Source organism: Frigoribacterium sp. AC512 (assembly GCF_979258295.1).
In genome coordinates this window covers 129,077-154,561 of record NZ_OZ409850.1, presented here as the reverse complement: position 1 = coordinate 154,561, position 25,485 = coordinate 129,077, and the positions used below count along the sequence as shown (strand labels likewise).

Sequence of the window (25,485 nt, the reverse complement as noted above, 5' to 3'; positions counted from 1 at the left end):
TCAGCCCCCGGCCGTCTGCAGCGCCGAGCACGCGCCGCAGGCCGCGCAGCCGGCCTTCTGGTCGGTGCCCTTCATGCCGGCCGCGATCAGCGCCTCCGACACCCGGAAGGTGATGTCGTGCAGCACCGAGCCGTGCGGCGCGGGCACGTGGTCGACGTCGGTCGCGAGGGTCCCGCGCAGCGGGCGGAACGGGACGATGAACGGGTAGACGCCCATGTCGATCAGCTCCTGGGCGCCGGCGACCATCTCGTCCGGGTCCTCGCCGAGGCCGACGAGCAGGTAGGTCGAGACCTGGTTGCGGCCGAAGACGCGGACGGCCTCGCGCCAGGCGGCCCGGTACTCGTCCATCGACACGCGCGACTTGCCCGGCATCCAGCGGCGGCGCACGTCGTCGTCCATCGACTCGACGTGGATGCCGATCGAGCGCGCGCCGGCCTCGTACAGGTCGGTGATCGTCGCGAGGTCGCCCGGCGGCTCGCACTGCACCTGGATCTCGAGCTCGGGCACCACGGCCTTGACGGCGCGCACGCACCGAGCCAGGTGGGTCGCGCCGCGGTCGCGCCCCTTCGAGGTGCCGGTGGTCATCACCATCTGCTCGACGCCGTCCAGTCGCCAGGCGGCCTCGGCCACCTCCGTGATCATCGACGGCGTCTTGACGGCCACGGTCGCGCCGGAGTTCAGCGACTCCTCGATCGAGCAGAACCGGCAGCGCTCGGCGACGTCGTAGCGCACGCAGGTCTGGACGACGGTGGTCGCCAGCACCTTGGCCCCGTGGAGGCGCGCGATCGCCTCGTAGGAGACGCCGTCCGCCGTCGCCAGGTCGTAGAACCGGGGGCGGGCCACCGGCGTGACCTCGATGCCCGTGTCCTCGCCGTCGAGCAGCAGTCGCCCGTCGTCGACGAGGTACGGGCTGTCCTGGCTCTGCGGGATCGCGGACTGCAGGCCCTGGAACAGGACGTGTCCGTCGTCGCTCGGACCAGCGCCTCCTTCGCGGTGCACGGGGGCGGCGACCCGGATGCCGCGGATGGCGACGTCGACGCGGGTGGAGAGCGCCCCGCCGTTCGAGATGCCGACGGCACCGCGCGCGGGGGCCTGCGGCTCGTTCGTGATCGTCACGCGGTCACCGGCTCAGACCATGTAGGTGCTGTTGATGATGGCGCCCTTGCGGGCGTAGTGGATGACGGCGTCCTGCACGTCGAGGGGGTGGCACGGGATCACGCCGGCGATCAGGTCCTCCTCGCGGTTGCCGTGCAGCGCGAGGCCGAAGCGACAGCAGAACACCGTCCCGCCCTCGGCGATGAACGTCTCGAGCGCGTTGTTGATGTTGTTCTCGCCGGGGAACCCGTCCGAGCCCGTCGTCGGGAACCCGCGGTTGGCGATGCAGTTCATCGAGCCGGGGCCGTAGAAGTAGAGCACGCTCGTGAAGCCCTTGCGGAGGGCCCTGGTCGCCTGCAGCACGGCGACGAAGCTCACCGACGACTCGTGGGCGATGCCGTGCACGAGCTGGAAGTAGTGCTCGTCCTTCGTGGCCGTGTAGTCGGGGAAGATCTTGGTCGAGCCGTAGATGTTGCTCCCCTTCGGCAGCGAGGGGTGCGCGATCTCGTTGCGGGAGATCTCGATGTTGTCGAGGACCTGCTGGTCGAAGTCGATGTCGTTGTCGCTCATGGTGCGGGCTCCTTGCGGGGTCGGGACGAGACGGTGCCGGTCGAACTGCGGTGCCTGGATCTGGTCCCGAGTCTTCGACCGCCGTGTTGCAGGCGGATTACGAGGATTCGCCGTTTTGTTTCGGCGGCGCGGATCGTTCCTCTCTATCGCGGCCCGCACCTGCGACACGAGTTCTTATTCCCGCTGTAACCAATCGGAAACAGCTCCTGGCGTCTGATGGACGCACCGCAGGAACCTGCGCCACCGCCTCCACCGACCAGAGGAGACACGATGTCGACGACCGTCGCCGCCGTCTCGGCGAACTTCACCCGGGACCTCGACCAGAACTACGAGCTCATCGAGACCCTCGTCGGCGAGGCGAGGGCGGCCGGCGTGCAGCTGCTCGTCTTCCCCGAGGCCGCGATCGGCGGCTACCTGTCGTCGCTCGGCAACCACGGCGACACCCTCAAGACCACGACTCGCTCGCTGCCCCCCGCGGTCGCCCTCGACGGCCCCGAGCTGCGCCGCGTGCAGCAGATCGTCGGCGACATGGTCGTCTGCATCGGCTTCTGCGAGCTCGCCGACGACGGTGAGACGCGCTACAACGCCGCGGTCTGCCTCGACGGCACCCGCATCTACGGCTCGTACCGCAAGGTGCACCAGCCCCTCGGCGAGGCCATGTCGTACTCGGCGGGCGACGTCTACGAGGCCTTCGACACCCCTGTCGGCCGCCTGGGCCTGCAGATCTGCTACGACAAGGCGTTCCCGGAGGCGGCCCGGTCGCTGGCGCTGGACGGCGCGGAGATCATCGTCAGCATGTCCGCCTGGCCCGTGGCCCGCACGGCCACCGCCGAGAACCTGCAGGACGACCGCTGGACCTACCGCTTCAACCTGCTCGACACGGCCCGCGCCCTCGACAACCAGGTGTTCTGGATCGCCTCGAACCAGGCCGGCACGTTCGGCTCGCTCCGCTACGTCGGCAACGCGAAGGTGGTCGACCCCGGCGGCGTCGTGCTCGCCACGACCCTGCTGGAGGCGGGCCTCGCGATCGCCGAGATCGACGTCGAGGGCACGTTCCGGGCGATGCGGGGCGGCATGTTCCACCTGCGCGACCGGCGGCCCGACGCGTACCGCACCGGCGAGGCCGAGGCGGCCTCCGCCGCCGGCAGGAGCCTCGCCCGTGCCTGAGATGACCTTCCGGGTGCGCTGGCCGGACGGCTCCGAGACCGCCTGCTGGTCGCCCAGCCTGGTGATGCACGACTGGCTCTCCCCCGGCGCCGAGTACCCGCTCGCCGAGTTCGTCGAGCGCTCGACGACCGCCCTCCGCATCGCGAGCGAGCGCGTCGCGGCGATCTACGGCTTCGCCTGCACCTCCGCGATGCAGCAGGAGGCCGAGATCACCGCGATCGCGGCGACGCACGCAGGAGGCGCGGTGCGGGTGCTCGAGATGCACCCGCCGCTGCCTGCCCCGGCGACCGCAGCCGCGCCTCCTGCGGGAGCGTCGTCGACGACCGCCGCGAGCGCCTCGGGAGCGTCGTCGTGACCGCGCTCGTGACCGCCCCGCGCCGCGTCGTCGACGGCACGCACGTCGAGGTCGCCGTCGTCGGAGGCGGCCAGGCGGGCCTCTCGATCAGCTGGCACCTGACGCGGCAGGGCGTCGACCACGTCGTCCTCGAGCGCGACACGGTCGCGCACGACTGGATCGACCGCCGGTGGGACGCCTTCACGCTCGTGACCCCGAACTGGCAGTGCGTGCTGCCCGGCTTCGCCTACGACGGCGACGACCCCGACGGCTTCATGGGCCGCGACGAGGTGCACGCGTGGATCCGTCGCTACGCCGCCTCCTTCGACGCCCCCGTCGTCGAGGGCGTGCTCGTCACCCGGCTGCGGGAGGCGGCGGCCGGCGGGTTCGAGGTCGTCACCGACCAGGGCACGATCGTCGCCGACCAGGTCGTGCTGGCCACCGGCGGGTACCACCGGCCCGTGCTGCCGGCGGTCGCCGCGGGGGTGTCCGACGACGTCGTGCAGGTGCACTCGGCCGACTACCGCTCGCCGCAGGCCCTGCCCGAGGGCGGCGTGCTCGTCGTCGGCTCGGGCCAGTCGGGCGCCCAGATCGCCGAGGACCTGCACCTCGCCGGACGCCAGGTGCACCTCGCGCTCGGCTCCGCGCCCCGGTGCGCCCGCTTCTACCGCGGCCGCGACTGCATCGCCTGGCTGAGCGACATGGGCGTGTACGACGTGCCCGTCCAAGCCCAGGTCGGCGGCCTCACGAAGCGCGAGTCGACGAACCACTACATGACCGGGCGCGGCGGCGGGCGCGACATCGACCTGCGCGCGTTCGCGCTCGAGGGCATGCGGCTCTACGGCCGGCTGACCGGCGCCGAGGGCACCGCACTGACCTTCAGCCCCACCGCGGAGGCGTCGCTCGACCACGCGGACTCGGTGATGGAGTCGATCAAGACCGACATCGACCGCTTCATCGAGCGCACCGGTGTCGACGCGCCCGTCGAGCCGCGCTACGTGCCGGTCTGGCGGCCCGAGGCCGAGGTGACGAGCCTCGACCTGCGCGAGGCGGGCATCACGAGCGTCGTCTGGTCGGCCGGGTTCCGGGCGGACTGGTCGTGGGTGCAGGTCGGGGTCTTCGACGGAGGAGGCGTCCCGACGCACCAGCGCGGGGTCACCACCGCGCCCGGGCTGCACTTCCTCGGGCTGCCGTGGCTGCACACCTGGGGGTCGGGGCGCTTCGAGGCGATCGCCCGCGACGCCGCACACGTCGCGGAGAGCGTCGCGGCGCGGGCCGGGCGGGCCGGCGGGGCCGGCCGGGCTGGCCGCGCTGACCGATCGGTGCTCGCCGAGGAGGCCGTGGCCGCGGGCTAGCCTGACGCCATGGCCGAGATCACGATGGCAGCCGTCGCCGCGCACTTCGGCCGGGACGTCGGGCGGACGCTCGCGAAGCTCCCCGGCATGGTCGAGCAGGCGCGCGCCCGCGGGGTCGACCTGCTCGTGCTGCCCGACGCGACCGTGGGCGGGTACCTGCTCGACCTCGTGAACCCGGGGGGCGCCTCCTCGGGTCCCGACGACGCCGACGCCCTGCTGCCGCCGGCGGTCGAGATCGACGGGCCCGAGGTCCAGGCCGTCGCCGACCTCGCCGGCGACCTCACGATCTGCTTCGGCGTCACCGAGCGGGCCCTCGAGGGCGGCGAGGACGTCCGGTACAACAGCGCCGTCTGCGTCCAGGCCGGTCGCGTGCTCGGGTCGCACCGCAAGGTGCACCTGCCCCTCGGCGAGTCCGAGGTCTACCGCGCGGGCACCGAGTTCGTCCCGGTCGACACCCCCGTCGGCCGCCTCGGCATGATGATCGACTTCGACAAGACGTTCCCCGAGTCCTCGCGCACGCTGGCGCTCGCGGACGCCGAGCTGCTCGTCTGCCTGAGCGCCTGGCCGGCCAGCGTCACGGACCGCTCGGACCGCCTCCGGAACGACCGCCAGGCCCACCTCTTCGACCTCTACGACTGCGCCAGGGCCGCCGAGAACCAGCTCTGGCTCGTCTCGTCGAACCAGACGGGGGTGCTCGGCGGGCTGAGGTTCCTCGGGCAGGCGAAGGTCGTCGACCCTGCCGGCGAGATCGTCGCCAAGACCTGGGCCAAGGGCGGCCTCGCCGTCGCGACGGCCGACGTCGCCGCCGACGCCGCTCGGGCCCGCCGCACCATGGACCACCTGCGGCAGCGCGTACCGTCGGCCTACGAGAGCGGGCTGCGCTGATGCGCATCGCGCAGGTCACCTACTCGACGAAGCCGCGGGGCGGCGTCGTGCACGCCCTGGCGCTGTCGGAGGCGCTGGCCCGGCGAGGCCACGAGGTCACGGTGTGGACGCTCGGACGCGGCGGTGACCAGGCGTTCTTCCGTCGTGTCGACCAGGCCGTGTCGATCCGCGTGGTGCCGTTCGAGGCGCGCGACGACGAGTCGGTCGGCGACCGCATCGCCCGGTCGATCGAGACGATGGGGGCCGCGTTCGCGGATGCCCGGCTGCACGAGCGGTACGACGTCGTGCACGCCCAGGACTGCATCTCGGCCAACGCGGTCGGCCCGTGCCTCCGGACGATCCACCACCTCGACGAGTTCACGACGCCCGAGCTCGTGCGCTGCCACGACGAGGCGGTCCGCCGCCCGATCGCCCGGATCTGCGTGTCGGCCGCCGTCGCCGCCGACGTCGAGCGCGGCTGGGGACTGACGCCGACCGTGATCCCGAACGGAGTCGACGCAGGCAGGTTCGCGGCGGCCGCAGGGCCCGCCGGCGACGGCGACCGGGCACGCTGGCGCGACCGGTTCGGCGAGTACGTGCTGGCGCTCGGCGGCATCGAGCCGCGCAAGGGCAGCCTCGACCTGGTCGAGGCGTTCGCGCTGCTGCGGCGCCGACGGCCCGACGTGCGCCTGGTGTTCGGCGGCGGCGAGACCCTGTTCGACTACCGCGACTACCGTGCCCGGGTCGACGCCCGCATCGCCGCGCTCGGCCTCGACCCCGTCGTGCTCGGCGTGGTCGACGACGACGAGCTGCCCTCGCTCGTGGCCGCCGCCGGCGCCCTCGCCTTCGTGTCGACCAAGGAGGGCTTCGGCCTCGCCGCGATGGAGGCCCTCGCCGCGGGCGTGCCCGTCGTCGCCCGTGACCTGCCGGTGCTGCGCGAGGTGTTCGGCCCGACCGTCGCCTACGCGACCGGCCCCCCGTCGATCGAGGAGGCGCTGGTCGCCGCCCTCGACGGGGCCGGCCCCGCAGCCGGTCCCGGCCGCGACCTCGCGGCGTCGCACTCGTGGGACGACGTCGCCCTGCTCCACGAGCAGTTCTACGAGGCCGTCGGCCGGGAGGGCGACCATGGTGCGGCAGTCGATCTCGCGCACCGTCACGGGGCTCGCTGAGGCGGACCCGGACCGCGTGGTGGCACGCGACGACGCCGGGACGCTGACGGCCTCGGAGCTGGACCACGCCTCCTCGGTGCTCGCCCGCGCCTACCTCGACCTCGGCGTCGGCCAGGACTCGCTGGTGACCGTGGCCCTGCCGAACACGGTCGAGATGATCGTCGTCTGCGCCGCCGTCTGGAAGTGCGGGGCGACGCCGCAGCCGATCTCGCTCGGGCTCGACGCCGCGGAGCGAGCCGAGCTGGAGGCACTGGCGCGGCCGGCGCTGGTGGTGGGGGTGCCGCCGGCGGGCAGCGGTGCGGGTGCCGGTGGAGGGGCAGATGGTGGTGCCGGGGAGGTGCCGTGGGTGCCTGCGGGCTGGGCGCCTCCCCCGGTGGCCGGTGACGCGCCTCCTCTGCCGGACGCCTGGGCCTCGAGCTGGAAGGCGCCGACCTCGTCGGGGTCGACCGGCCGGCCGAAGGTGGTGCTGGCGGCGGCGCCCGCGCTGCTCGACCCGTCGCTCGCCGTCGCGTCGTTCCTGCCGCGCGACCAGGTGCAGCTCGTCGCCGGGCCGCTGACGCACTCGGCGACCTTCACGTACGCGTTCCGCGGGCTGCTGACCGGACACGAGCTCGTGCTGCTGCCGCGCTTCGACGAGCGACGGGTGCTGCAGGCGATCGCGGCGCACCGGGTGACCTGGGCGCTGCTCGTGCCGACGATGATGCACCGGCTGCTGCGCCTGCCCGCCGACGAGCGCGCCGCCGCCGACCTGTCGTCGCTCGAGACCGTGCTGCACCTCGGAGCGCCCTGCCCGCCCGACCTCAAGCGCCGGTTCATGGCCTGGGTCGGTGCCGAGCGCGTGGTCGAGGTCTACGCGGGCAGCGAGTCGAACGGGGTCCTGTCGATCCGTGGCGACGAGTGGCTCGAGCACCCCGGCAGCGTGGGGCGGCCGAGCGGCGGCACGAGCGTCGCCGTGCGCTCGGCCGAGGGCGACGACCTGCCCGCGGGCACGGTCGGGTAGGTGTGGCTCCGGCGGGATGGAGGTCCGACGTACCGGTACCTCGGCGGCTGCTCCGCTCGGACCGAGGACGGCTGGGACACCCTCGGCGACCTCGGCCTCCTCGACGACGACGGGTGGCTGCACCTGGTCGACCGGGCCGACGACGTCGTGCTCCGCGGCGGCGTCAACGTGCACCCGACCGAGGTCGAGCGGGTGCTGGAGGCGCATCCCGCCGTGCGCGGCGCGGTCGCGTTCGGCGTCGCCGACGACGACCTCGGGCAGCGGATCGAGGCCGTGGTCGACGTGGCGGGCGCGGGCGCGGGCGCAGGCGCAGGTGCGGGGGCGCGGGCGAGCGCGGGCGTGGGTGCGGGCGTCACCGCGGAGGAGCTCCTCGCGTGGGCGCGGCAGCGGCTCGACCCCGAGCGACGTCCGGCTGCGCTGTGGCTCGTGGACGAGCCCGTGCGCGACGACGCCGGCAAGACCAGCCGCCGCGCGTGGGCCGCGCGCGTCGCCCGCCTCCGCTAGCCGCTCGCGCGCTGCGCCCCCGCGCACGGCCGCGCCTCGCGAGCTACACCCCGCATCCGGCGCTACACCCCCGGAACAGAGGGTGCAGCGCGGGTCCGGGGGTGCAGCTCGAGCAGCAGCGCCGCCGGCGTGCGAGCGGCCGCACCCCGGCGGCAGCGGCAGCGGCAGCTCACCAGGAGGCAGGCAGCGGCGCCCCGGGAGCGGGCGGGCGCTCGACGAGCGCGACGGCGTCGCCGAGTCCGATGTGCCCCGGGAAGTTGTAGCGCCCGAAGCGGCCCGTCGGATCGGTCGCCGAGGTCGGCATCGCGACGGACGTGCGGCGCAGCGCCTCCGCGAGCACCCGGGTGGAGGTGTCGTCGAGGCGCGGGCCCCGCCGGTCGCGCAGGATGATCTCGACCCGCGCCTCCTTCGCGGTCAGGCGGAGCACGAGAACGTCCGACCGCAGGGCCGGGTCGAGCGGGACGAGCGCGCGGTCGACGTCGGCGAGCGCGACGGTGCGGCGGGTGCCGGCGCGCAGCTGGTCGGTGTCGAGGTTCACCCAGGGCTGCGGGTAGATCGCGTTCCGCACCGCGGTGGCGACCCACATCAGGGCCGCGATCAGCACAGCGCCGAGCAGCAGGTCGCTCGGGAACGGCACGAGGCCGTCGAAGAACCGGCCGGCCTGCGCGCCGAAGTAGACGATCGTCGTGACGACGAAGACGGCGCTGTACCCGGCCCAGGACGACCACCAGCTGCGCTCTCCGATCCGCACCCAGCCGGAGGGGAGCGGCGCGTCGGGGCCGTCGGTCGCGTCAGCGTCGCCGCCCTCGCCGGGCTCGTCGTGGTCTGGCGATCCGGGCCCGTCGGGGTCTGGCGAGCAGGGCCCGTCGGGGCCGGGCTCGTCGTGGCCGGGAGCGCCGGGTCCGCCGGTGCCGGCCGTCACGCCGGGCGCCCGTCGGACGACGACCGGGGTCCGTCGCCGTCCCGCAGCATCCGCACGAGACCCACGACTCCGACGACCACGGCCGTCGCGAGCAGCGCGCCCGCGGCGAGCGTCAGCACGTTCCCGGCGATCAGCCGGAGGGCGACCCAGTCCGGCTGCGGCGCCGAGCTCCACCGGGCGGGACCGCCCGCCGTGAGGTCGGTCCACCAGGTCAGGAGCACGGCGAGCCCGAGCAGCAACGCACCGACGGCGGCCAGGGCGACGGCGGCCCGCAGGAGGCGGCGGCCGGCTCGCCGAGTGATCGTCACGTCGTGACACTATTGCAGCGCGCGACGGCGCGCCGCAGCCAGCTCCGCACCCGTCGGACCCGCGCGCACCCTCCCGCGTACCGACGGGTGCGTGCGGGTCCGACGGGTCCGCGTGCGTTCGCCTCGCGCTGCCCGTGTCACGTCTTGTTCCGAGCATCACGTCGCGTCGTGACGGGACGTGATGCTCGGAACGTGACGCGACACGTCGGCGACCCCGGCGACCCCGGCGACGTCGGCGACCCCGGCGACCCCGGCGACGGCGGCAGGGCGGACCTCGCCTGCGACTCAGGTCGCAGGCGAGGTCCTGACCTCTGCCCCTGTGGCACGGCGCCCGACCGGCGAGCGTGGAGGCATGACATCGACACCCCTCCCCGCCCCGCCGCGGACGGGCCTCCGCGCCCGCCGCCTCCTGCCCCGACTCGCCGCCGCCGCGGCCGTCGTCGCGCTCGCCGTCCCGCTCGCCGCCTGCTCGGCCGGCGCGTCCGACCCGGACGGCGCTGCCGGCACCGGCACCGGCACCGGCACCGGCACCGCAGCCAGCGCGACCTCCCCCACCACCGCGCCCGCGCCTCCTGCGGCCCCCCAGCACCAGCCCGGCGGCCACTCCCTCACGCAGGGCGACGTCGACGCCTGGCTCGACGGCGCGCTCGGCTCGGCGCTGCAGACGACCGGCATCCCCGGCGCGACGGTCTCCGTCGTCTCCGACGGCCAGGTGCTCACCGCGCGCGGCTACGGCCTCGCCGACACCGGCACGGACGGCGACCCGGCCCGCCCGGTCGACCCCGACGACACCCTGTTCCGCATCGGCTCCGTCTCGAAGGTCGTCTCGGCGACCGCGATCATGCAGCTCGTCGAGCAGGGGGAGCTCGACCTCGACGCCGACGTGCAGCAGTACCTCGACTTCGACCTCGACACCCCGAAGGGCGCGATCACGCTGCGCCACCTGCTGACCCACACCGCGGGCTTCGAGGAGGTCATCGCCGGCCTGATCGGCACCCCCGGCAGCGAGAAGACGCTGCGCGAGGCGGTGACGGCCGCTCCCCCGGCGCAGGTCTACGCGCCCGGCACGACTCCCGCGTACTCGAACTACGGCGCCACGCTGGCCGGCTACGTCGCCGAGCGGGTGAGCGGGAAGCCGTTCGCGGAGCTGGTGCAGGAGCAGGTCCTCGACCGTGCAGGGATGACCTCGTCGTCGTTCGCACAGCCCCTGCCCGCCGACCTCGACGCCCGACTCGCGAAGGGCTACCCGAACGACTCGGCGCCGTCCGTGCCGACCGAGGTCGTGAACGCCGCGCCCGCCGGCGCGATGTCGGCCACCGCCTCCGACATGGCGCGCTTCATGCTCGCGCACCTGGGCGACCTGCCCGCCGAGCAGTCCCTGCTCGAGCCCGCGACCCTCGACGAGATGCACCGCCCCGCGCTCGGGGCCGACCAGCTCGGCACCCTCGCCGTCGGGCAGCGCATGGACCTCGGCTTCTTCGACGACAGCACCCCCGGCGTCCCGGCCTTCGGGCACGACGGCGACACGCAGGTGTTCCACAGTGCGATGCGGATGTTCCCGGAGTCCGACGCGGGCATCTTCGTGTCGTTCAACGCCTCGGGACGCACCCCGACCGCGACGCTCGACCTCCGCACGACGCTGCTGCAGGGCTTCGCCGACCGGTACCTGCGAGACGCCTCGGCTGAGGCCGACCTCGCGGGGACCGGCGCGGGCTCGGTCGCTGCTGCGGCTGATCCGTCTCGAGACGGATCAGCCGACCGAGACGCCGCCCCCTCCTCGACGACGTCGCCGGGGTCGGACGAGACCGAAGGAGGCGCGGGTCAGCTCGACAGCGCCGCCGCGGCGGCCGCGATGGCCGGCACCTTCACCTCCTCCCGCTCGCCGGTCACGAACCCGGGCGCGCTCCTCGCCCTGAGCGGCCAGACGACGATCGTCCCCCGCTCGGACGGCACGATCGCGGTCACCCCGAAGCCGCTCGCCACGACGACCGGCGTGTACGAGCTGGTCGACGAGCACCTGTGGCGCGAGGTGGGCGGCGACTCGCTGCTCGCGACGCGGACCGACGGCGACTCGGACGACGCCGACGCGACCGTCCAGGCGATCTCGTGGGGCGCCTCCTTCACGATGCTGCGGGCGCAGCCCTGGCAGGTCGCGTCGACGGCGCTGCCGTCGGTGATCGCCGCCGTCGCGGTGCTGCTCGTCTCGGTGGTCGCGTGGCCGACCGCCGCGCTCGTCGGCCTCGGCCGCCGCACCGGACGCCGCGACCTCGTCGCCGCACGCCGTCCCGAGACCGGACGCCGCCGCCGCGCGCTGCTGCTGTCGCGCATAGGCCAGGTCGCGACGCTGCTCGCCCTCGCCGGCTGGGCGGTCGTGGCCGGGCAGGCCATGTCGTTCGTCGACGTCTCGGCAGGGTCGATCCGCGTCGTGCAGGTGCTCCAGCTGGTGGGCGTCGTCGCGATCGTGCCGGCCACCGTCGCCGCCGTGCAGGCCGTGCGTGAGCGACGGGGCTGGGCCTCGGTGACCGGACGGGTGCTCGTCGTCGTGGCGCTCGTCGTCCTGGCCGTGTTCGCCGTCACGTGGCGCCTCCTCTCCCCGAGCGTGAGCTTCTGATGCGCCGCCCACAGGGAGGTGCGCCTCGCGACCACGAGGTCGACGGCACCTGGCATGCTCGGGACGTGACCACCTCCTCCTCCGCCCGCTCTGCAGCCGTCGCCGGCCTCGTCGGCGCGGCACGGCACGAGGGGTCCGCTGCTGCGCGGCACGAGGGCACCGGCCCGGGCTTCGCCGCTGCACGTCGGCTGCTCGCCCGGGTCGGGGTGCGGACACCCTTCGGACGCGACGTCGCCCTGGCCGCGGTGTGGACGCTCGTCACGGTCGCTCTGCTCGCCTCGCTCGTGGGCGCGGGCGAGTTCCTCGGGGCGTCGAAGAGCATCCCGGCCGCACAGATCACGGTGGTCCTCGTGCTCGCCGTCGTGCAGTGCCTGCCACTGGCGTTCAGGCGTCGACGGCCGGTGGCGACCTTGCTGGTGATCAGCGTCGTGCAGGCGGGCCTGCTGACGGTCTTGCCCACGGGGCTCGCGGTCTGGACGGCGGCGCCCGTCGTCGCCGCCTACACGGTGGGCACCCTGCTCACGACGCGCACGGCGGTCGGCTGGCTGCTCGTCGCGATCGGCGTCGAGACGGTCGGCGCCGTGATCGGTGCGGCAGGCGCCGCCAAGCAGCTCCTGGGCGCCGAGCCGGGGCTCGGCGGCCTCGGCGGGGTCGACGGCCTCAGCCCCGTCGGCGCCGCCGTCGAGGCCCTCGCCCTCGTCGCGACGGCCGTCCTCGTGAACGGGATCAGCGCCTCCGTCGGCTCGTGGGTCGCCCTGCGCCGGCGCCACGAGAGCGACAGCCAGGCGCGCGCCGCGGAGTCGGTCGAGCACCACGAGACGCTGACCCGGTCGGCCGTCGCGGCGGAACGCACGCGCATGGCCCGCGAGCTGCACGACATCGCGGCGCACCACCTCACCGGCCTCGTCGTGCAGGCGGGCGCCGCCGAGCGCCTCGTCGACGTCGACCCAGAGCGCGCGAAGGAGTCGCTCCGCAGCGTCCGGTCGCAGGGGCGCGAGACGCTCGACTCGCTGCGATCGATCGTGGGGATCCTGCGCGAGACCGGCGACGACGCCACCGGCACCGCTCCGGTGCCCGGGCTGCGCGACGTCGGCGGGCTCGTCGCCGCGGCCCGTGCCGCCGGCACCGTCGTCGACGAGCGAGTCGAGGGCGAGCTGCCCACGCTCGCCCCGCTCGCCGACGTCACGGCCTACAGAACCGTGCAGGAGGCGCTGGCCAACGCCCGCAGGCACGCCCCGGGCGCCGGCGTCCTGCTGGCCACGACGGTGCGGCAGGGACGGCTCGTCGTCGTCGTCGAGAACGCGGTGCCCCGGGGGCCCGCGAGCTCTGCTCCGGCGGGGTACGGGCTGGTCGGGATGCGCGAGCGCGCGGCCCTCGTCGGCGGGCTGCTCGAGGCGGGAGTCGTCGGGACGGAGCCTGCCGAGACCGGGTCGGCCGATGCACGACCGGTCGACGGTCGAGGGGACGGGCACACGGACGCCAGGACGGCTGCGGCAGACAGGGTCGACACGGCCGGCGGGGTCGGCAGGGTCGGCGGGGCCGGCGGGGCCGGCGGGGCCGGTGCGGTCGGCGGGGTCGGCGCGGTCGGCGGGGCCGGCGCGGTCGGCGGCCGCACCTGGCGCGTGCGGCTCGAGCTGCCCGTCGAGCGGGAGCCCGACACCGCCGACGCTCCCGACGGGACCGACGCCGTCGATGCGCCCGACGCCGACGCCGTCGACGGGACCGACGGGACCGACTCGTGATCCGGGTCGTGCTCGTCGACGACCAGTCGATCGTGCGGGCCGGGTTCCGCATCGTGCTCGAGACCGCGGGAGGGATCGAGGTCGTCGGCGAGGCCTCCGGGGGCCGCGAGGGCGTCGAGGTCGTGCGGCGCACCCGGCCCGACGTCGTCGTGATGGACGTCCGGATGCCCGGCGGCGACGGCATCGAGGCGACGCGGTCGATCACGGGCGCGGCCCCGGGCGGCGACCCGCAGGCCTCCTCGGTCACGGTGCCCGGCGATCCGCGGGCGGAGCCGGGCACGTCCGGCGACGCCCGCCGCGGCCCTGCCGTGCTCGTCGCGACGACCTTCGACCTCGACGAGTACGTCTTCGGCGCCCTCGAAGCGGGGGCCAGCGGGTTCGTCCTCAAGGACGCGGAGCCCGACGAGTTCATCGCGGCCGTCCGAGCTCTCGCGTCGGGGCGTGCCGCGATCGACGGCGCGACCACCCGCCGGGTCATCGCGGAGTTCACGCGACGGCGGGCCGCCTCCTCGTCCGGGGCCTCGGTCGACGTGCTGACTCCGCGCGAGCAGGAGATCGTCCGACTGCTCGGCGAGGGCCTGTCGAACGACGAGATCGGCGCGCGTCTCGTGATCGAGACGAGCACGGTGAAGTCGCACCTGACCCGCGTCATGACGAAGCTGGACACCCGCGACCGGCTGCAGACCGTCGTCTGGGCCTGGCGCTCGGGGCTGCTGCGCTGACACCGGCGCTGCGCGCCGGCTGGCCGCTCGCCCGCGACCGCCGGGCAGGACGGGCGGGTTCGACGGGGGCGGGCCGTCACGACCGCCCGTCCCGGTCGAACTCGCCCGCTCTCGGCCCCGCGTCGCGAGCGGGCCACGACCGGCCTCGAGGCCGATGATGGCCCCATGAACGACGCCATCGTCACGCCCCTCGGCTTCTCGCACGTGCGCCTCACGGTCACGGACATCCGCCGCAGCAAGGCCTTCTACGAGCAGCTGTTCGGCATGCCGCCGGGCAGCGACTTCAGCGACCAGATCGACGACCCGACGATCCACGACGACCCGCAGCGCACCTACGGCGGCTGCTCGTTCACCTTCGGCGGCCAGACGCTCGGGCTGCGCCCGGTCGCCCCGGCCGGCGACCGCTTCGACCCCGACCGGGTGGGGCTCGACCACCTGAGCCTTCGGGTCGGCTCCGTCGACGAGCTGCACGCCGCGGCCCAGCGACTCGAGGCAGCCGGGATCGAGCACGGCGAGGTCACGGACCTGCCCGCGTTCGGCCTCGTGGTCCTCTCGCTGCAGGACCCCGACGACGTCAACCTCGAGCTCGCCGCCGCTCGCCCTGGCGGCCGCGTCTGACCCCCGGCCGCACGATCCCCGCCCGAACGCGTCGAGTTGCCCCGAAGTGCGGCTCCAGGCCCGCGAGGGCAGCACTTCGGGGCGACTTGACCGATCCCGCAGCGCGCGAGCACGAGCGCGAGGCCTGGCGTCAGCCCCAGATGCGGGTGACGATCGCGCCGAGCAGGTCGTCCGTGGGGAAGTTCGACTGGCGCACGGTGACGACGACGTCGTCGCGGACGAGCACGGTCTGCGTGAAGTCGGTCCCGTACTGCTCCTCGACGCGGGTGTACTGGCAGATGGTGCCGCCGAGCCGGTCCGTGCAGTCGGACACGGCACCCGCGACTCGCCTTTCCTCGTCGACCGTCGGGTCGGACAACCACGCCGGGTAGGAGGCGGCAGTCGCCTCGTCGACGGTGGCGACGTCGACGAACAGGCCCGTGATGTCGGCACGGATGTCGCGCCAGCCACAGCGCAGCTGAGCTGCCGACTCGACGATCGTGTACGGGTCGGCGCCGGCGGGAGGCGTGATCGGCTCGATCCGCCCCATCCGCACCTCGGCGAAGAACTCCGGGTCGTTCAGGGGCGTGTCCCCCATCGTCGAGGCGTAAGTCGCCGCGTCGACGATGTCGGTGCAGTCCGTCGGGATCGAGGCGACGGCGGGTCCCGGCGAGGGCGCCGGAGCGGTCGTGGACGGCGAGGCGCTCGGGGACGCCGCCGTGTCGGTGGCCGTCGGCCGGGGCGTCTCCGAGGAGGCGCCTCCTGCGTCGTCTGCCCCGCTCGCGCACCCGGCGAGCGAGAAGGCGAGAGCCGCGACGGCGCCCAGCGTCGTGACCGTGGTGAACGAGCGTGTGGTCCTCATGTGAGCGTCCCCCCGGACTGTGCTCGCCCCGGCGCGGGTGTCCCGAGGTCGTGCTGCCCACGCTAGGCCGCCGGGGGCGTCGGCGCGTCATCCTGCAGCGGGAGTCCGCATCGGTCGCGAGTCGTCGTACGATCCGTCCATGACACCGACGTCCGGCCGCTCCCGCTCCGTCCGCGCGGGCGGGTCGCGTCCCGTCGTGGCCGTCGCTCCCGTCGCGGCCCTGGCCGTGCTGGCCCTGGTGCTGAGCGGGTGCACCTCGACCACCCCCGCCTCGTCGCCGGACGCCTCCGCATCCGCATCCGCATCCGCATCCGGGGCGACGCTCGACGACGCCGCGGAGCGGGACGCCGCAGCCGCAGACGCAGACGCAGACGCCCTCCCCGCCGACGCCGCCACGGTCCCTGCCCTCGACGTCACGGGCTTCGTGCTCGAGGGCTCCGATCCCGACCTGGTCGACGCGAGCGCCGCCTCCCTCGACGTGGTCGGGGTCGACGGTGTGCTCGTGGCCGCCGACGGGGCCAGCGTGAGCAGTCCGTCGCTCGACGCCGAGGCCCAGCGGGACGCGGCCCACGCCAGGGGACTGCAGGCGCAGCTGCTCGTGAGCAACTGGGACGACCGGATCGGCGACTTCAGCGAGCCGGTCGCGAGCGCTCTGCTGTCGAGCCCGGCGAACCGGTCCGCGGTCGCGGCCGACCTGGCCTCACGCGTGTCGACGGGCGGCTGGGACTCGCTCATGGTCGACCTCGAGGGGCTCACGGCCGGCGACTCCGCCGGGCTGACCGCCTTCGCCTCGGAGCTACGGACAACCGTCGGCCCCGACGTGCGGCTGGACGTCGCGCTGCAGGCCTCGACGACGGTCGAGGGCTACGGCGACCTCGGCTACGACGTGCCGGCGCTGGCGGCGTCGCTCGACCACCTCACCCTCATGGCCTACGACCAGCACGGCCCGTGGGAACCCGACGACCCGGGCCCCGTCGGCTCCCTCGACTGGACGATCGACTCGCTCGCCGCCCTCACCGCGCTCGCGCCGACCGACCAGGTCGTGCTCGGCGTCGCGGGATACGGCTACCGCTGGGGCGGCGACGAGCCCGCCGGGCAGGTGTCCGACGAGGAGGCGCGCGACCGCGTCGGGGACGCTGGCGGCAGCGCCCGCTGGGACTCCACGGCCGCGGAGCAGACCGCGACCCTCGCCGACGGCGCCGTGCTCTGGTGGTCGGACTCGCGCTCGCTCGACACGCGCGTCCAGCTCGCCCGCGGGCTCGGCCTCGCCGGCGTCGCCGTCTGGTCGCTCGACCTCAGCGACCCGGTCGAGGTCGACGCGGGCTGAGGCGCGCTCGCCCGCAGCCGCGCAGCGCACCTGACGACGTGCGCGCGGACCGGCCCGCGCACCCGCCGCTACCGTGGCCCGCATGCAGCACAGCACCCCGGTCACCCCCGGCAGCACCAGTCCCCGCGCCGACGCTCGCACCCCGACCGCCCCCGAGCGCGCCTGGACCGAGCACGTCATCTGGTGGCACGTCTACCCGCTCGGGTTCGGCGGGGCCGACACGACCGGGGCGGACCGCTCGCCGCAGCCGCGCCTCCTCGACCTCGTGCCGTGGCTCGACCACCTGCTCGCGCTCGGCGCGAACGGGCTCGCGCTCGGCCCCGTCTTCGCGTCGTCGACCCACGGCTACGACACGATCGACTGGTTCCGCGTCGACCCGCGGCTCGGCACCGACGACGACCTCGTCACGCTGATCGAGGCCGCCCACGCCAAGGGCGTTCGGGTGATGCTCGACGGCGTCTTCAACCACGTCGGCCCCGAGTTCCCGGCCCTGCAGGAGGCGCGGGCCGACTCGTCCTCGCCGGCCGCCGCCCTGTTCCGTCGCGACGAGCACGGCGACCTGGCGACCTTCGAGGGCCACGGCGGGCTGATCGCGCTCGACCACTCGTCCCCCGAGGTGGTCCGCGTCGTCTCCGAGGTGCTCGTGCACTGGGCCGAGCGCGGCGCCGACGCCTGGCGCCTCGACGCCGCCTACTCGGTGCCGTCGTCGTTCTGGGCAGAGGTGCTGCGTCCGCTGCGAGAGAGCCACCCCGACGTCTGGGTGGTCGGCGAGGTGCTGCACGGCGACTACGCGGCGGCCGTCCGCGACGGAGGCCTCGACAGCGTCACCCAGTACGAGCTCTGGCAGGGCACCTGGCACGGCATCCAGGACGTCAACCTCCACGAGCTCGCCTGGGCGCTCACGCGGCACGACGAGTTCCTCGACGAGTTCGCGCCCCTGACGTTCGTCGGCAACCACGACGTCACCCGCATCGCCAGCCAGATCGACGACGAGCGGCACCACGCGCACGCCGTCGTGCTGCTGTTCACCCTGGGCGGCGTGCCGTCCGTCTACTACGGCGACGAGCTCGGGCTGCGGGCCGTCAAGGAGGAGCGGGTCGGCGGCGACGACGCGATCCGTCCCGCGTTCCCCCGCTGGTCGGGCGACGACGGCGTCGGCACCGACGCCGGTGCCGGTGCCGGTGCGGACGCCGGTGCCGACGCCGTGTCCCTCGTGGCCGGCGCCGACCCGGCCGTCCTGGCCCTGCACCAGGAGATGGTCGGCGTCCGTCGTCGTCACCCGTGGCTGCACGGGGCGCGCACGCGCGCGGTCTCGGTGACGAACGAGACGCTCGTGCTCGAGGTGCGCGGTGCCGGTGCCGACGAGGTCCTCGTCGTCGCGCTGAACCTCGGCGACGAGCCCCTGCGCGTCGCGGACCCCGCACCCGCCGCCGACGGCTGGGTCGCGGGACGCGACGCAGGCCTCGACGGCGACGTGCTGGTGGTCGGCGCGCACGGCTGGGCCGTCGTCGCTCCCCGCGGCTAGACGGATCGACGCTCGGGGGGCGAGCAGCAGGGCGGGCGGGCGGGCCTGGAAGGTAACGGCGCGATAACGAAGTCGATGCGAACCCATCCATCTGCGTGAGGGTGGCGAACCCCTGTCAACTCCCCACCGGGAACCACAGACAAGGAGAAACCCATGAACATCTCGCGCAAGACCATCACCAAGTCCGCCTTCGGCATCGTCGCCTCCGGCGCCCTCATCTTCAGCCTCGCGGCCTGCTCCTCGACCGACGCCGGCTCCGGCTCGTCGTCCTCCGCTGCCCCGTCGTCGTCCTCGTCGGCCGCCAGCACCGAGCCCGTCGCGTCGCTCCCCGACCTCAGCAAGGGCGTCGACACCCAGGTCGCCGTCGACGCGTCCTTCGTCGAGGCACTCACCAGCCTCGGCCTCACCCCCGGAGTCGTCGGCACCGCCGGCTTCGACGCCACCACCGGCACCTTCTCCTTCCCCATCACCGGCGGCAACGTCGACTACTACGACCCCTCCTCCGACGTGCGCCCCTACGTCCAGGGCGAGATCGACCACGACGGCTCCGGCCTGTCGCTGACCGCCGCCGACGGCACCGTCGTCGAGCTCACCGACTTCCGCATCGACCCGGGCGAGAGCAAGCTCTACGGCACCGTCACCGCCAACGGTGCTGTCGCCGCCGAGGACGCCTACCTCTTCAACCTCTACGGCGGCTCGCTCAAGCCCCTCCAGATGGAGGGCAGCAACGCCGTCCTCGAGGGCACCACCGTCCACATCAGCCCCGACGCCGCCGGCCTGCTGAACCAGACCTTCAACACCGACGCCGTCCAGGACGAGATGCTCGTCGGCGTCGCGAAGATCACCGTCGCCACCGAGTAGTCCCCGTACTGTTCACCGGGGAGCGCTCACAGAGCGGTTCTCCCCGGCTGGCGTCCCCCGTCGGCACCCGCCGACGTTCCCGGTGAAGCCCCGTCCCGCAGCCTGCGGGACGGGGCTTCCCGCGTTGCCCGGCCCGCACCTCCTCGGCGCCGTGACATTCAGGAGAACTCGGGCCGCACCTCCTGAACGGTGCACGACTCAGGACTCTCGCTCCCCCCGATGCACGACTCAGGACCGATGTTCCTGAAGGAGGAGACACACGACCGGGGACTCAAGGGGGGCGAGACGACGAAGAAGGTCCTCCCCGAGACCGGGGAGGACCTTCTTCGTCGGTCCGCGAGCGAGACCTGCAGTACGGGAGACCTAGAGCAGGTCGTACTCCGTGAGGAACGCGGTGGCGACGCTCGCCGAGTCCTTCTTGTCGACCTGCACCATGGCGAGGTACTCCGTGAGGTTCTCGGTGGTGAGGGCGGCCGAGACGGCGTTGAGCGCCTCCTCGACGGTGTCGCTCGACTTGTCCTCGCGGATGATCGGCACGATGTTCTCCGAGAGGAACAGGTTCTTCGTGTCCTCGAGGGTGACGAGGTCGTTCGTCGTGATGGCCGAGTCGGTCGAGAAGAGGTTCGCGACCTCGACGTCGCCGTTCTCGAGCGCGGCGAGCGTCAGCGGTCCGCCGGCGTCGAGGGGCACGAACTCCTTGAAGGTGAGGCCGTAGAGCGACTCGAGGCCGACGACGCCCTGCTGGCGCTCCGCGAACTCGGGCGCGGCCGCGAGGCGCATGTCGGCGGCGACGGGGGCGAGGTCCTCGATGGACTCGAGGCCGTACTGGTCGGCCGTGGCACGGGTCACCGCGAGGGTGTCCTTGTCCTCGGCGTCGGACTGCTCGAGCGCGCCGATGCCGTCGGGCAGCACGTCGACCATCGCGTCGTAGACGGCGTCGGGCGTGGTGATGCTCTCGTCGACGCCGTCGGTCGCCAGCGCGGCGAGCAGGGCGCCGTTGTACTCGGGCAGCAGGTCGATCGAGCCGTCCTCGAGCGCCTTGAGGTAGACCTCGCGGGAGCCGATGTTGAAGGTGCGGCTGACCTTGACGTCCTTGGCCTCGAGCGCCTGGGCGTAGATCTCGCCGAGCAGCTCGCTCTCGGGGAAGTTCGCCGAGCCGACGGCGATCGTGTCGCTGTCGGACGACGAGCCGCCGCCTGTGCTGGCGGTGGGGTCGGAGCAGGCGGACAGCGCGAGGACGCCGACGCCGATGACGCCGATGGCGCCGAGGAGGGTCTTCTTCATGGGGTGTGAGCCTTTGCTCTCGTGCACCTGACGACGATTCGTTCGGGTGCGGGGGTGTGGGTGAAGGGGGAAGACCGGCAGGTGCCGGCCGGGTCGAGGAGGCGCGGGTCGGGAGGCGCGCGCCGGGTCAGGAGGACGCGCGGTCGCGGGCCGAGGCGGCGGGCTCGGGCGTCGAGGTCGTGGACGTCGAGGGTCCGGGCACCGAGGTCGTCGCCGCGACCCCGTCGGCCGGAGCGAGTGCCGGTGCAGGAGCGGCAGGGGCGGTGCGCCGCAGCCGACGCTTCGGGATGCGCCCGGTCAGGCCGGGCGACACGACGAGCCGCTGCGTGCCCGCGGCGAGCAGGTCGAGCACGATGGCGAGCGCGGCGACGACGACGGCGCCGGCGACGACGCGGCCGTAGTCGTTGAGCGACAGCCCGTCGATCAGCAGCCGGCCGAGGCCGCCGATGCCGACGTAGGCGGCGACCGTCGAGGTGGCGACGAGCTGCAGCAGCGCGTTGCGGAGACCCGACGAGATCAGCGGCAGCGCGATGGGCACCTCGACCTTGAACAGGACCTGCAGGGGCCGCATCCCCATGCCCCGGGCCGCGTCGATCGCCGCCGGGTCGACCGCGCGGATGCCCGCGTACGTCGTGGTGAGGATCGGCGGGATCGCCAGGATGACCAGGGCGATCAGCACGGGGCCGAAGCCGAGGCCCATGACCACGACGAGCAGGATGATGAGCCCCAGCGTCGGCAACGAGCGCCCGGCGTTCGCCGCGTTGATGGCGATGAACGAGCCCTTGCCGGTGTGGCCGATGTAGAGGCCGAGGGGAAGCGCGATCACGGCCGCGACGACGAGCGCCTGCACCGTGTACCAGAGGTGGGTGAGCACCAGTTCGGGGATCGAGGCACGCACGCCGCCTCCCTGCCAGTTGGCGGGGTCGAGCAGGTAGCCGAGCAGTCCGTCGCTCATGCGGCGATCCTCCCTGCCGCACGCGTCCAGGGCGTCACGCGCCGCTGGATCAGCACGATGATCCCGTCGCACACGGCCGCGAGCAGCACCGAGAGGACGATGCCGACGACGATCGGCGGGGTGTAGTTCAGCTGCTGCCCGCGGGTGAAGAGGGCTCCGAGGCCGCCGACGCCGATCAGGGCGCCGACGCTGACGAGGCTGACGTTCGCGACCGTCGCGACGCGGAGCCCCGCGAGCATGACCGGCAGCGCGATCGGCAGCTCGACCGAGACCAGGCGCCGGAGGCGGCGGTAGCCCATCGCGGAGGCGGCCTCGGTCACGAGAGGGTCGACCGACTTCAGCCCGTCGGCGACGACCCGCACGAGCAGGGCGATCGTGTAGACGCTGAGGGCGATGATGATGTTCAGCGGAGACAGAATCCGGATGCCGACGATGGTCGGCACGAGCACGATCAACGCGATCGACGGCACCGCGTAGAGGATGCCGCTGAGGTTGAGCAGCGGGTGGTAGAGGAACCCGAAGCGGACCGCGAGGTAGCCGATCGGCAGCGACACGACGATGCCGATCAGCACGGGGACCAGCGCCAGGAACACGTGCTGCGAGAGGGCGGCCTGGATGACCGCGACGTTGTTCTGCAGGTACTGGATCACGCCGGGTCGACCTCCCGTCGACGGCGGGCTTCCAGCTGCTGCATGAGGCTGGTGTGGCGGATCACGCCGTCGGCCACCCCGTCCTCGTCGACACGGACGACGACGCCGACCGGCGACGTGATCGCGAGGTCGGTCACGAGGCGCAGCGAGTCCGTGCTCTGGAACGCGCCTCCGGTGGGCGTCGGGGAGGCGGTCGACCCGAGACCGGCGCCCGTCCAGCCGAGCGGCCGGCCGGCCTGGTCGAGCACGAGCTGCTCGGGACCGGTCGTCACCTCGGACAGGGGCGCGACGTCGAGGCTCGCGGCCGAGTCGAACGAGAGGCTGCGGAAGCCGCGGTCGCGTCCGACGAAGCCCGCGACGAAGTCGTCGGCCGGGTTCGCGAGCAGCTCGCGCGGGGTGGCGAACTGGGCCAGGCGGCCGCCCTCCTGGAACACGGCGACGTTGTCGCCGAGCTTGATCGCCTCGTCGATGTCGTGGGTGACCATCGCGATGGTCTTGCCGAGGTCGCGCTGCAGGCGGAGGAACTCGGCCTGCAGGCCCTCGCGGACGATCGGGTCGACGGCGCTGAACGGCTCGTCCATGATCATCACCGGCGGGTCGGCGGCCAGCGCGCGGGCGACGCCGACGCGCTGCTGCTGGCCGCCCGAGAGCTGCACCGGGTAGCGGTCGGCCATCGCCGAGGTGAGCCCGACCCGCTCCATGAGCTCGACCGCGGTGGCGCGGGCCGCCTTCTTGCTCGTGCCGACGAGGGCGGGCACCGTCATGATGTTCTCGACGATCGTGCGGTGCGGGAACAGGCCGGCGGCCTGGATGACGTAGCCGATGCCGCGGCGCAGCAGCGCCTCGTCCTGGCCGGCGACGTCGACGCCGTCGATCAGCACGCGGCCGGTCGACGGGGTGACCATGCGGTTGATCATGCGCAGCGAGGTGGTCTTGCCACAGCCGGAGGGGCCGACCAGGACGGTGAGCTCGCCGGTCGGCAGTTCCATGTCGAGCTGCTCGACGGCGACCGTGCCGTCGGGATAGACCTTGCTGACGCCCTCGAACGTGATCATCTGTTCTCCTTGCCTGTCGGAACCGTGGTGGCCGGGTGTTCGACATGACCGGTAGAACAGCCATACATCGTCCATTGTCGCCGATTCCTGGTCGGTGCGCGGCGATCGAGGCCTGATCGTGATCTTGGGGGCTTGCGTTCCCTGCGACTCGGGGGAAGTTGCAGGAGCGGGTCTTGTCACGCGCGTCACCCCAGAGGTGTCCGACGGGACGTCGTGAGTGGCGGAGGATCGGAACATGACCGATCGCACCACCGTCCCCCTCCCCGCGCGCGCCCTGCCCGACCGCACCTTCGACGACTACGTGGCCGGGCTCGTCGAGACGCACGGCCCGCTCGAGGTGACCGAGTCCGAGATCGTGGCGTTCGCCTCCTCGTTCGACCCCCACGACATGCACGTCGACCCCGAGGCGGCGAGGAGGAGCCCGTTCGGCGGCCTCATCGCCAGCGGCTGGCACACGACGGCTCTGATGATGCGGCTGATGGTGGGCGGGTTCCTGAACCAGCGCGCGAGCGTCGCCTCGCCCGGGGTCGACGAGCTGCGCTGGCTGCTGCCGGTGCGGCCGGGCGACTCCCTCAGGGCGCGGTTCACCGTGCTCTCGTCGCGCGTCTCGGCCTCGAAGCCCGACCGCGGCCTCGTGCGCACCCGCATCGAGGTGCTGAACCAGCGCGACGAGGTCGTCATGTCGCAGGTGATGATGAACCTCGTCCTGCGCGAGCTGCCCGCCCTCGCCTGAGCCGACCAGCCAGCCGTCCGCGTGCCGGCGCCGAGTGGTCAGGAGATGTCCTGCCCGAGCCCGTGGAGGACGTCTTCTGACCACTCGCGGCGCTCGGACACGCGGACGGGCCGACCAGCAGGCCGGCAAGCCGACAGGTGTCGGGCACGGGTGACGCGCGCGGCGTAGCCTCTGGCCATGAAGGCACTCCAGTACACGAAGATCGGTCAGCACCCCGAGGTCGTCGAGATCGAGAAGCCGTCGCCCGGCCCCGGGCAGGTGCTGCTCAAGATCACCGCCGCCGGGGTCTGCCACAGCGACGAGTTCGTCATGGGCCTCAGCGAGGAGGACTACACGGCGGGCGGCTACCCCCTCCCGCTCACGCTCGGCCACGAGGGCGCGGGCGTAGTGGACGAGCTCGGCGAGGGGGTCGAGCACCTGCAGGTCGGCGACGCCGTCGCCGTCTACGGCCCGTGGGGCTGCGGCCGCTGCCGCCCCTGCTCGCAGGGCAAGGAGAACTACTGCGTCAACGCGGCCGCCGAGGGCATCAAGCCTCCCGGCCTCGGCGCCCCCGGCTCGATGGCCGAGTACATGGTCGTGGACGACCCCCGGCACCTGGTGCCGCTCGGCGACCTCGACCCCGTCCAGAACGTGTCGCTGACGGACGCCGGGCTCACTCCGTACCACGCGATCAAGACCTCCCTGCCGAAGCTCGGGGCGGGCACCTTCGCGGTCGTGATCGGCACCGGCGGCCTCGGGCACGTCGGCATCCAGATCCTCAAGGCACTGTCGGGCGCGCAGATCATCGCCCTCGACGTCAGCGACGACAAGCTCGAGCTCGCCACCCACGTCGGTGCCGACCACGTGCTGATCAGCGACGAGCACGCGGCCGACGGCATCCGCGAGCTCACGGGCGGGCTGGGCGCGAACGCCGTGTTCGACTTCGTGGGGGCGCCTCCCACGGTGGCCCTCGCCACGTCGGTCGCCGCCTCGGAGGCGGACGTCACCCTCGTCGGCATCGGCGGCGGCACCGCAGAGGTCGGCTTCGGCTCGATCGCCTACGACGCCGCCGTCCGGGTGCCGTACTGGGGCAGCCGCTCCGAGCTGATCGAGGTGCTCGACCTCGCCCGGTCGGGCCGCGTCTCGGTCGAGACGCAGCGCTACTCGCTCGACGACGGCCCGGCGGCGTACGAGGCCCTCGCCGCGGGCACGGTGCGCGGCCGCGCGGTCATCGTCCCGTAGCGCGTCCGCCGGGCCCGGGCGGGCAGGGCCTCTGTCCGTCCGGGTGACGCGT

The 25,485-nt window shown here is 73.7% G+C and carries 25 protein-coding genes; 16 read left to right on the top strand and 9 right to left on the bottom strand.

Annotated features, from left to right (window positions below):
- Both ACZZ97_RS00665 and ACZZ97_RS00660 read right to left on the bottom strand, forming a co-directional pair.
- A complete protein-coding gene (locus ACZZ97_RS00665; protein WP_463471911.1) occupies positions 1 to 1,116 on the bottom strand; it encodes an MSMEG_0568 family radical SAM protein in 1,116 nt (371 codons plus the stop codon).
- Between the two features lie 12 nt (positions 1,117 to 1,128).
- The gene (locus ACZZ97_RS00660; protein ID WP_123547142.1) at positions 1,129 to 1,665 is read right to left on the bottom strand and encodes an MSMEG_0572/Sll0783 family nitrogen starvation response protein; all 537 of its coding nucleotides are present in this window, start codon (positions 1,663 to 1,665) and stop codon (positions 1,129 to 1,131) included.
- 270 nt (positions 1,666 to 1,935) lie between these two features.
- Here ACZZ97_RS00660 and ACZZ97_RS00655 point away from each other — a divergent pair, with 270 nt between their 5' ends.
- From ACZZ97_RS00655 to ACZZ97_RS00625, 7 genes are read left to right on the top strand one after another with little or no spacing between them, the layout of a single operon-like run.
- A complete protein-coding gene (locus ACZZ97_RS00655) occupies positions 1,936 to 2,832 on the top strand; it encodes a carbon-nitrogen hydrolase family protein (protein WP_314103970.1) in 897 nt (298 codons plus the stop codon).
- Between the two features lies 1 nt (position 2,833).
- Positions 2,834 to 3,187: an MSMEG_0570 family nitrogen starvation response protein gene (locus ACZZ97_RS00650; protein WP_463473741.1), complete on the top strand. Its 354-nt coding sequence runs from the start codon at positions 2,834 to 2,836 to the stop codon at positions 3,185 to 3,187.
- On the top strand, positions 3,184 to 4,521 hold the full coding sequence (locus ACZZ97_RS00645) for an MSMEG_0569 family flavin-dependent oxidoreductase (protein WP_463471910.1): 1,338 nt from the start codon (positions 3,184 to 3,186) through the stop codon (positions 4,519 to 4,521). Before ACZZ97_RS00650 ends, ACZZ97_RS00645 begins: the two co-directional genes overlap by 4 nt.
- 9 nt (positions 4,522 to 4,530) lie before the next feature.
- Positions 4,531 to 5,406 (top strand): carbon-nitrogen hydrolase family protein, encoded by an 876-nt coding sequence (locus ACZZ97_RS00640; protein ID WP_314104385.1) that lies wholly within the window; start codon positions 4,531 to 4,533, stop codon positions 5,404 to 5,406.
- A complete protein-coding gene (locus ACZZ97_RS00635) occupies positions 5,406 to 6,554 on the top strand; it encodes an MSMEG_0565 family glycosyltransferase (protein WP_463471909.1) in 1,149 nt (382 codons plus the stop codon). The genes ACZZ97_RS00640 and ACZZ97_RS00635 overlap by 1 nt, the downstream gene beginning before the upstream one ends.
- The gene (locus ACZZ97_RS00630; protein ID WP_463471908.1) at positions 6,511 to 7,554 is read left to right on the top strand and encodes an AMP-binding protein; all 1,044 of its coding nucleotides are present in this window, start codon (positions 6,511 to 6,513) and stop codon (positions 7,552 to 7,554) included. The genes ACZZ97_RS00635 and ACZZ97_RS00630 overlap by 44 nt, the downstream gene beginning before the upstream one ends.
- Entirely contained in the window at positions 7,555 to 8,058 is a 504-nt protein-coding gene (locus ACZZ97_RS00625) for an AMP-binding enzyme (protein ID WP_463471907.1), read from the top strand.
- A gap of 169 nt (positions 8,059 to 8,227) precedes the next feature.
- On the opposite strand, the gene ACZZ97_RS00620 is transcribed toward ACZZ97_RS00625, so the two are convergent.
- On the bottom strand, positions 8,228 to 8,980 hold the full coding sequence (locus ACZZ97_RS00620) for a hypothetical protein (protein ID WP_463471906.1): 753 nt from the start codon (positions 8,978 to 8,980) through the stop codon (positions 8,228 to 8,230).
- The gene (locus tag ACZZ97_RS00615) at positions 8,977 to 9,288 is read right to left on the bottom strand and encodes a hypothetical protein (RefSeq protein WP_463471905.1); all 312 of its coding nucleotides are present in this window, start codon (positions 9,286 to 9,288) and stop codon (positions 8,977 to 8,979) included. The genes ACZZ97_RS00620 and ACZZ97_RS00615 overlap by 4 nt, the downstream gene beginning before the upstream one ends.
- A gap of 352 nt (positions 9,289 to 9,640) precedes the next feature.
- Between ACZZ97_RS00615 and ACZZ97_RS00610 the strand changes: the two genes are divergently transcribed.
- From ACZZ97_RS00610 to ACZZ97_RS00595, 4 genes are all read left to right on the top strand, one after another.
- On the top strand, positions 9,641 to 11,899 hold the full coding sequence (locus ACZZ97_RS00610; RefSeq protein WP_463471904.1) for a serine hydrolase domain-containing protein: 2,259 nt from the start codon (positions 9,641 to 9,643) through the stop codon (positions 11,897 to 11,899).
- 65 nt (positions 11,900 to 11,964) lie between these two features.
- The gene (locus tag ACZZ97_RS00605; RefSeq protein WP_463471903.1) at positions 11,965 to 13,641 is read left to right on the top strand and encodes a sensor histidine kinase; all 1,677 of its coding nucleotides are present in this window, start codon (positions 11,965 to 11,967) and stop codon (positions 13,639 to 13,641) included.
- Positions 13,638 to 14,363, top strand: a complete 726-nt coding sequence (locus ACZZ97_RS00600) for a response regulator transcription factor (RefSeq protein ID WP_463471902.1) — start codon at positions 13,638 to 13,640, stop codon at positions 14,361 to 14,363. The genes ACZZ97_RS00605 and ACZZ97_RS00600 overlap by 4 nt, the downstream gene beginning before the upstream one ends.
- 165 nt (positions 14,364 to 14,528) lie before the next feature.
- Entirely contained in the window at positions 14,529 to 14,981 is a 453-nt protein-coding gene (locus ACZZ97_RS00595; RefSeq protein ID WP_463471901.1) for a VOC family protein, read from the top strand.
- A gap of 130 nt (positions 14,982 to 15,111) precedes the next feature.
- On the opposite strand, the gene ACZZ97_RS00590 is transcribed toward ACZZ97_RS00595, so the two are convergent.
- Positions 15,112 to 15,822, bottom strand: a complete 711-nt coding sequence (locus tag ACZZ97_RS00590; RefSeq protein ID WP_463471900.1) for a hypothetical protein — start codon at positions 15,820 to 15,822, stop codon at positions 15,112 to 15,114.
- Between the two features lie 139 nt (positions 15,823 to 15,961).
- Between ACZZ97_RS00590 and ACZZ97_RS00585 the strand changes: the two genes are divergently transcribed.
- From ACZZ97_RS00585 to ACZZ97_RS00575, 3 genes are all read left to right on the top strand, one after another.
- The gene (locus ACZZ97_RS00585) at positions 15,962 to 17,149 is read left to right on the top strand and encodes a glycosyl hydrolase family 18 protein (protein ID WP_463471899.1); all 1,188 of its coding nucleotides are present in this window, start codon (positions 15,962 to 15,964) and stop codon (positions 17,147 to 17,149) included.
- A gap of 82 nt (positions 17,150 to 17,231) precedes the next feature.
- On the top strand, positions 17,232 to 18,674 hold the full coding sequence (locus ACZZ97_RS00580; RefSeq protein WP_463471898.1) for an alpha-amylase family glycosyl hydrolase: 1,443 nt from the start codon (positions 17,232 to 17,234) through the stop codon (positions 18,672 to 18,674).
- Positions 18,675 to 18,827: 153 nt separating this feature from the next.
- Positions 18,828 to 19,535, top strand: a complete 708-nt coding sequence (locus ACZZ97_RS00575; RefSeq protein WP_463471897.1) for a hypothetical protein — start codon at positions 18,828 to 18,830, stop codon at positions 19,533 to 19,535.
- A 363-nt stretch (positions 19,536 to 19,898) separates the two neighbouring features.
- Here the strand turns inward: ACZZ97_RS00575 and ACZZ97_RS00570 are convergent, their stop codons facing one another.
- The 4 genes from ACZZ97_RS00570 to ACZZ97_RS00555 form a co-directional block, all read right to left on the bottom strand.
- A complete protein-coding gene (locus tag ACZZ97_RS00570) occupies positions 19,899 to 20,819 on the bottom strand; it encodes an ABC transporter substrate-binding protein (RefSeq protein ID WP_463471896.1) in 921 nt (306 codons plus the stop codon).
- Between the two features lie 127 nt (positions 20,820 to 20,946).
- Entirely contained in the window at positions 20,947 to 21,774 is an 828-nt protein-coding gene (locus ACZZ97_RS00565; RefSeq protein WP_463471895.1) for an ABC transporter permease, read from the bottom strand.
- The gene (locus ACZZ97_RS00560) at positions 21,771 to 22,424 is read right to left on the bottom strand and encodes an ABC transporter permease (protein ID WP_314103096.1); all 654 of its coding nucleotides are present in this window, start codon (positions 22,422 to 22,424) and stop codon (positions 21,771 to 21,773) included. Before ACZZ97_RS00560 ends, ACZZ97_RS00565 begins: the two co-directional genes overlap by 4 nt.
- On the bottom strand, positions 22,421 to 23,479 hold the full coding sequence (locus tag ACZZ97_RS00555) for an ABC transporter ATP-binding protein (protein WP_463471894.1): 1,059 nt from the start codon (positions 23,477 to 23,479) through the stop codon (positions 22,421 to 22,423). The genes ACZZ97_RS00560 and ACZZ97_RS00555 overlap by 4 nt, the downstream gene beginning before the upstream one ends.
- Before the next feature lie 235 nt (positions 23,480 to 23,714).
- Here ACZZ97_RS00555 and ACZZ97_RS00550 point away from each other — a divergent pair, with 235 nt between their 5' ends.
- Together ACZZ97_RS00550 and ACZZ97_RS00545 are read left to right on the top strand one after the other, a co-directional pair.
- A complete protein-coding gene (locus ACZZ97_RS00550; RefSeq protein WP_314103101.1) occupies positions 23,715 to 24,212 on the top strand; it encodes a MaoC family dehydratase in 498 nt (165 codons plus the stop codon).
- 177 nt (positions 24,213 to 24,389) lie between these two features.
- Positions 24,390 to 25,433, top strand: coding sequence for an NAD(P)-dependent alcohol dehydrogenase (locus ACZZ97_RS00545; protein ID WP_463471893.1), 1,044 nt, complete (start codon positions 24,390 to 24,392; stop codon positions 25,431 to 25,433).
- The last annotated feature ends 52 nt before the right edge of the window (positions 25,434 to 25,485 follow it).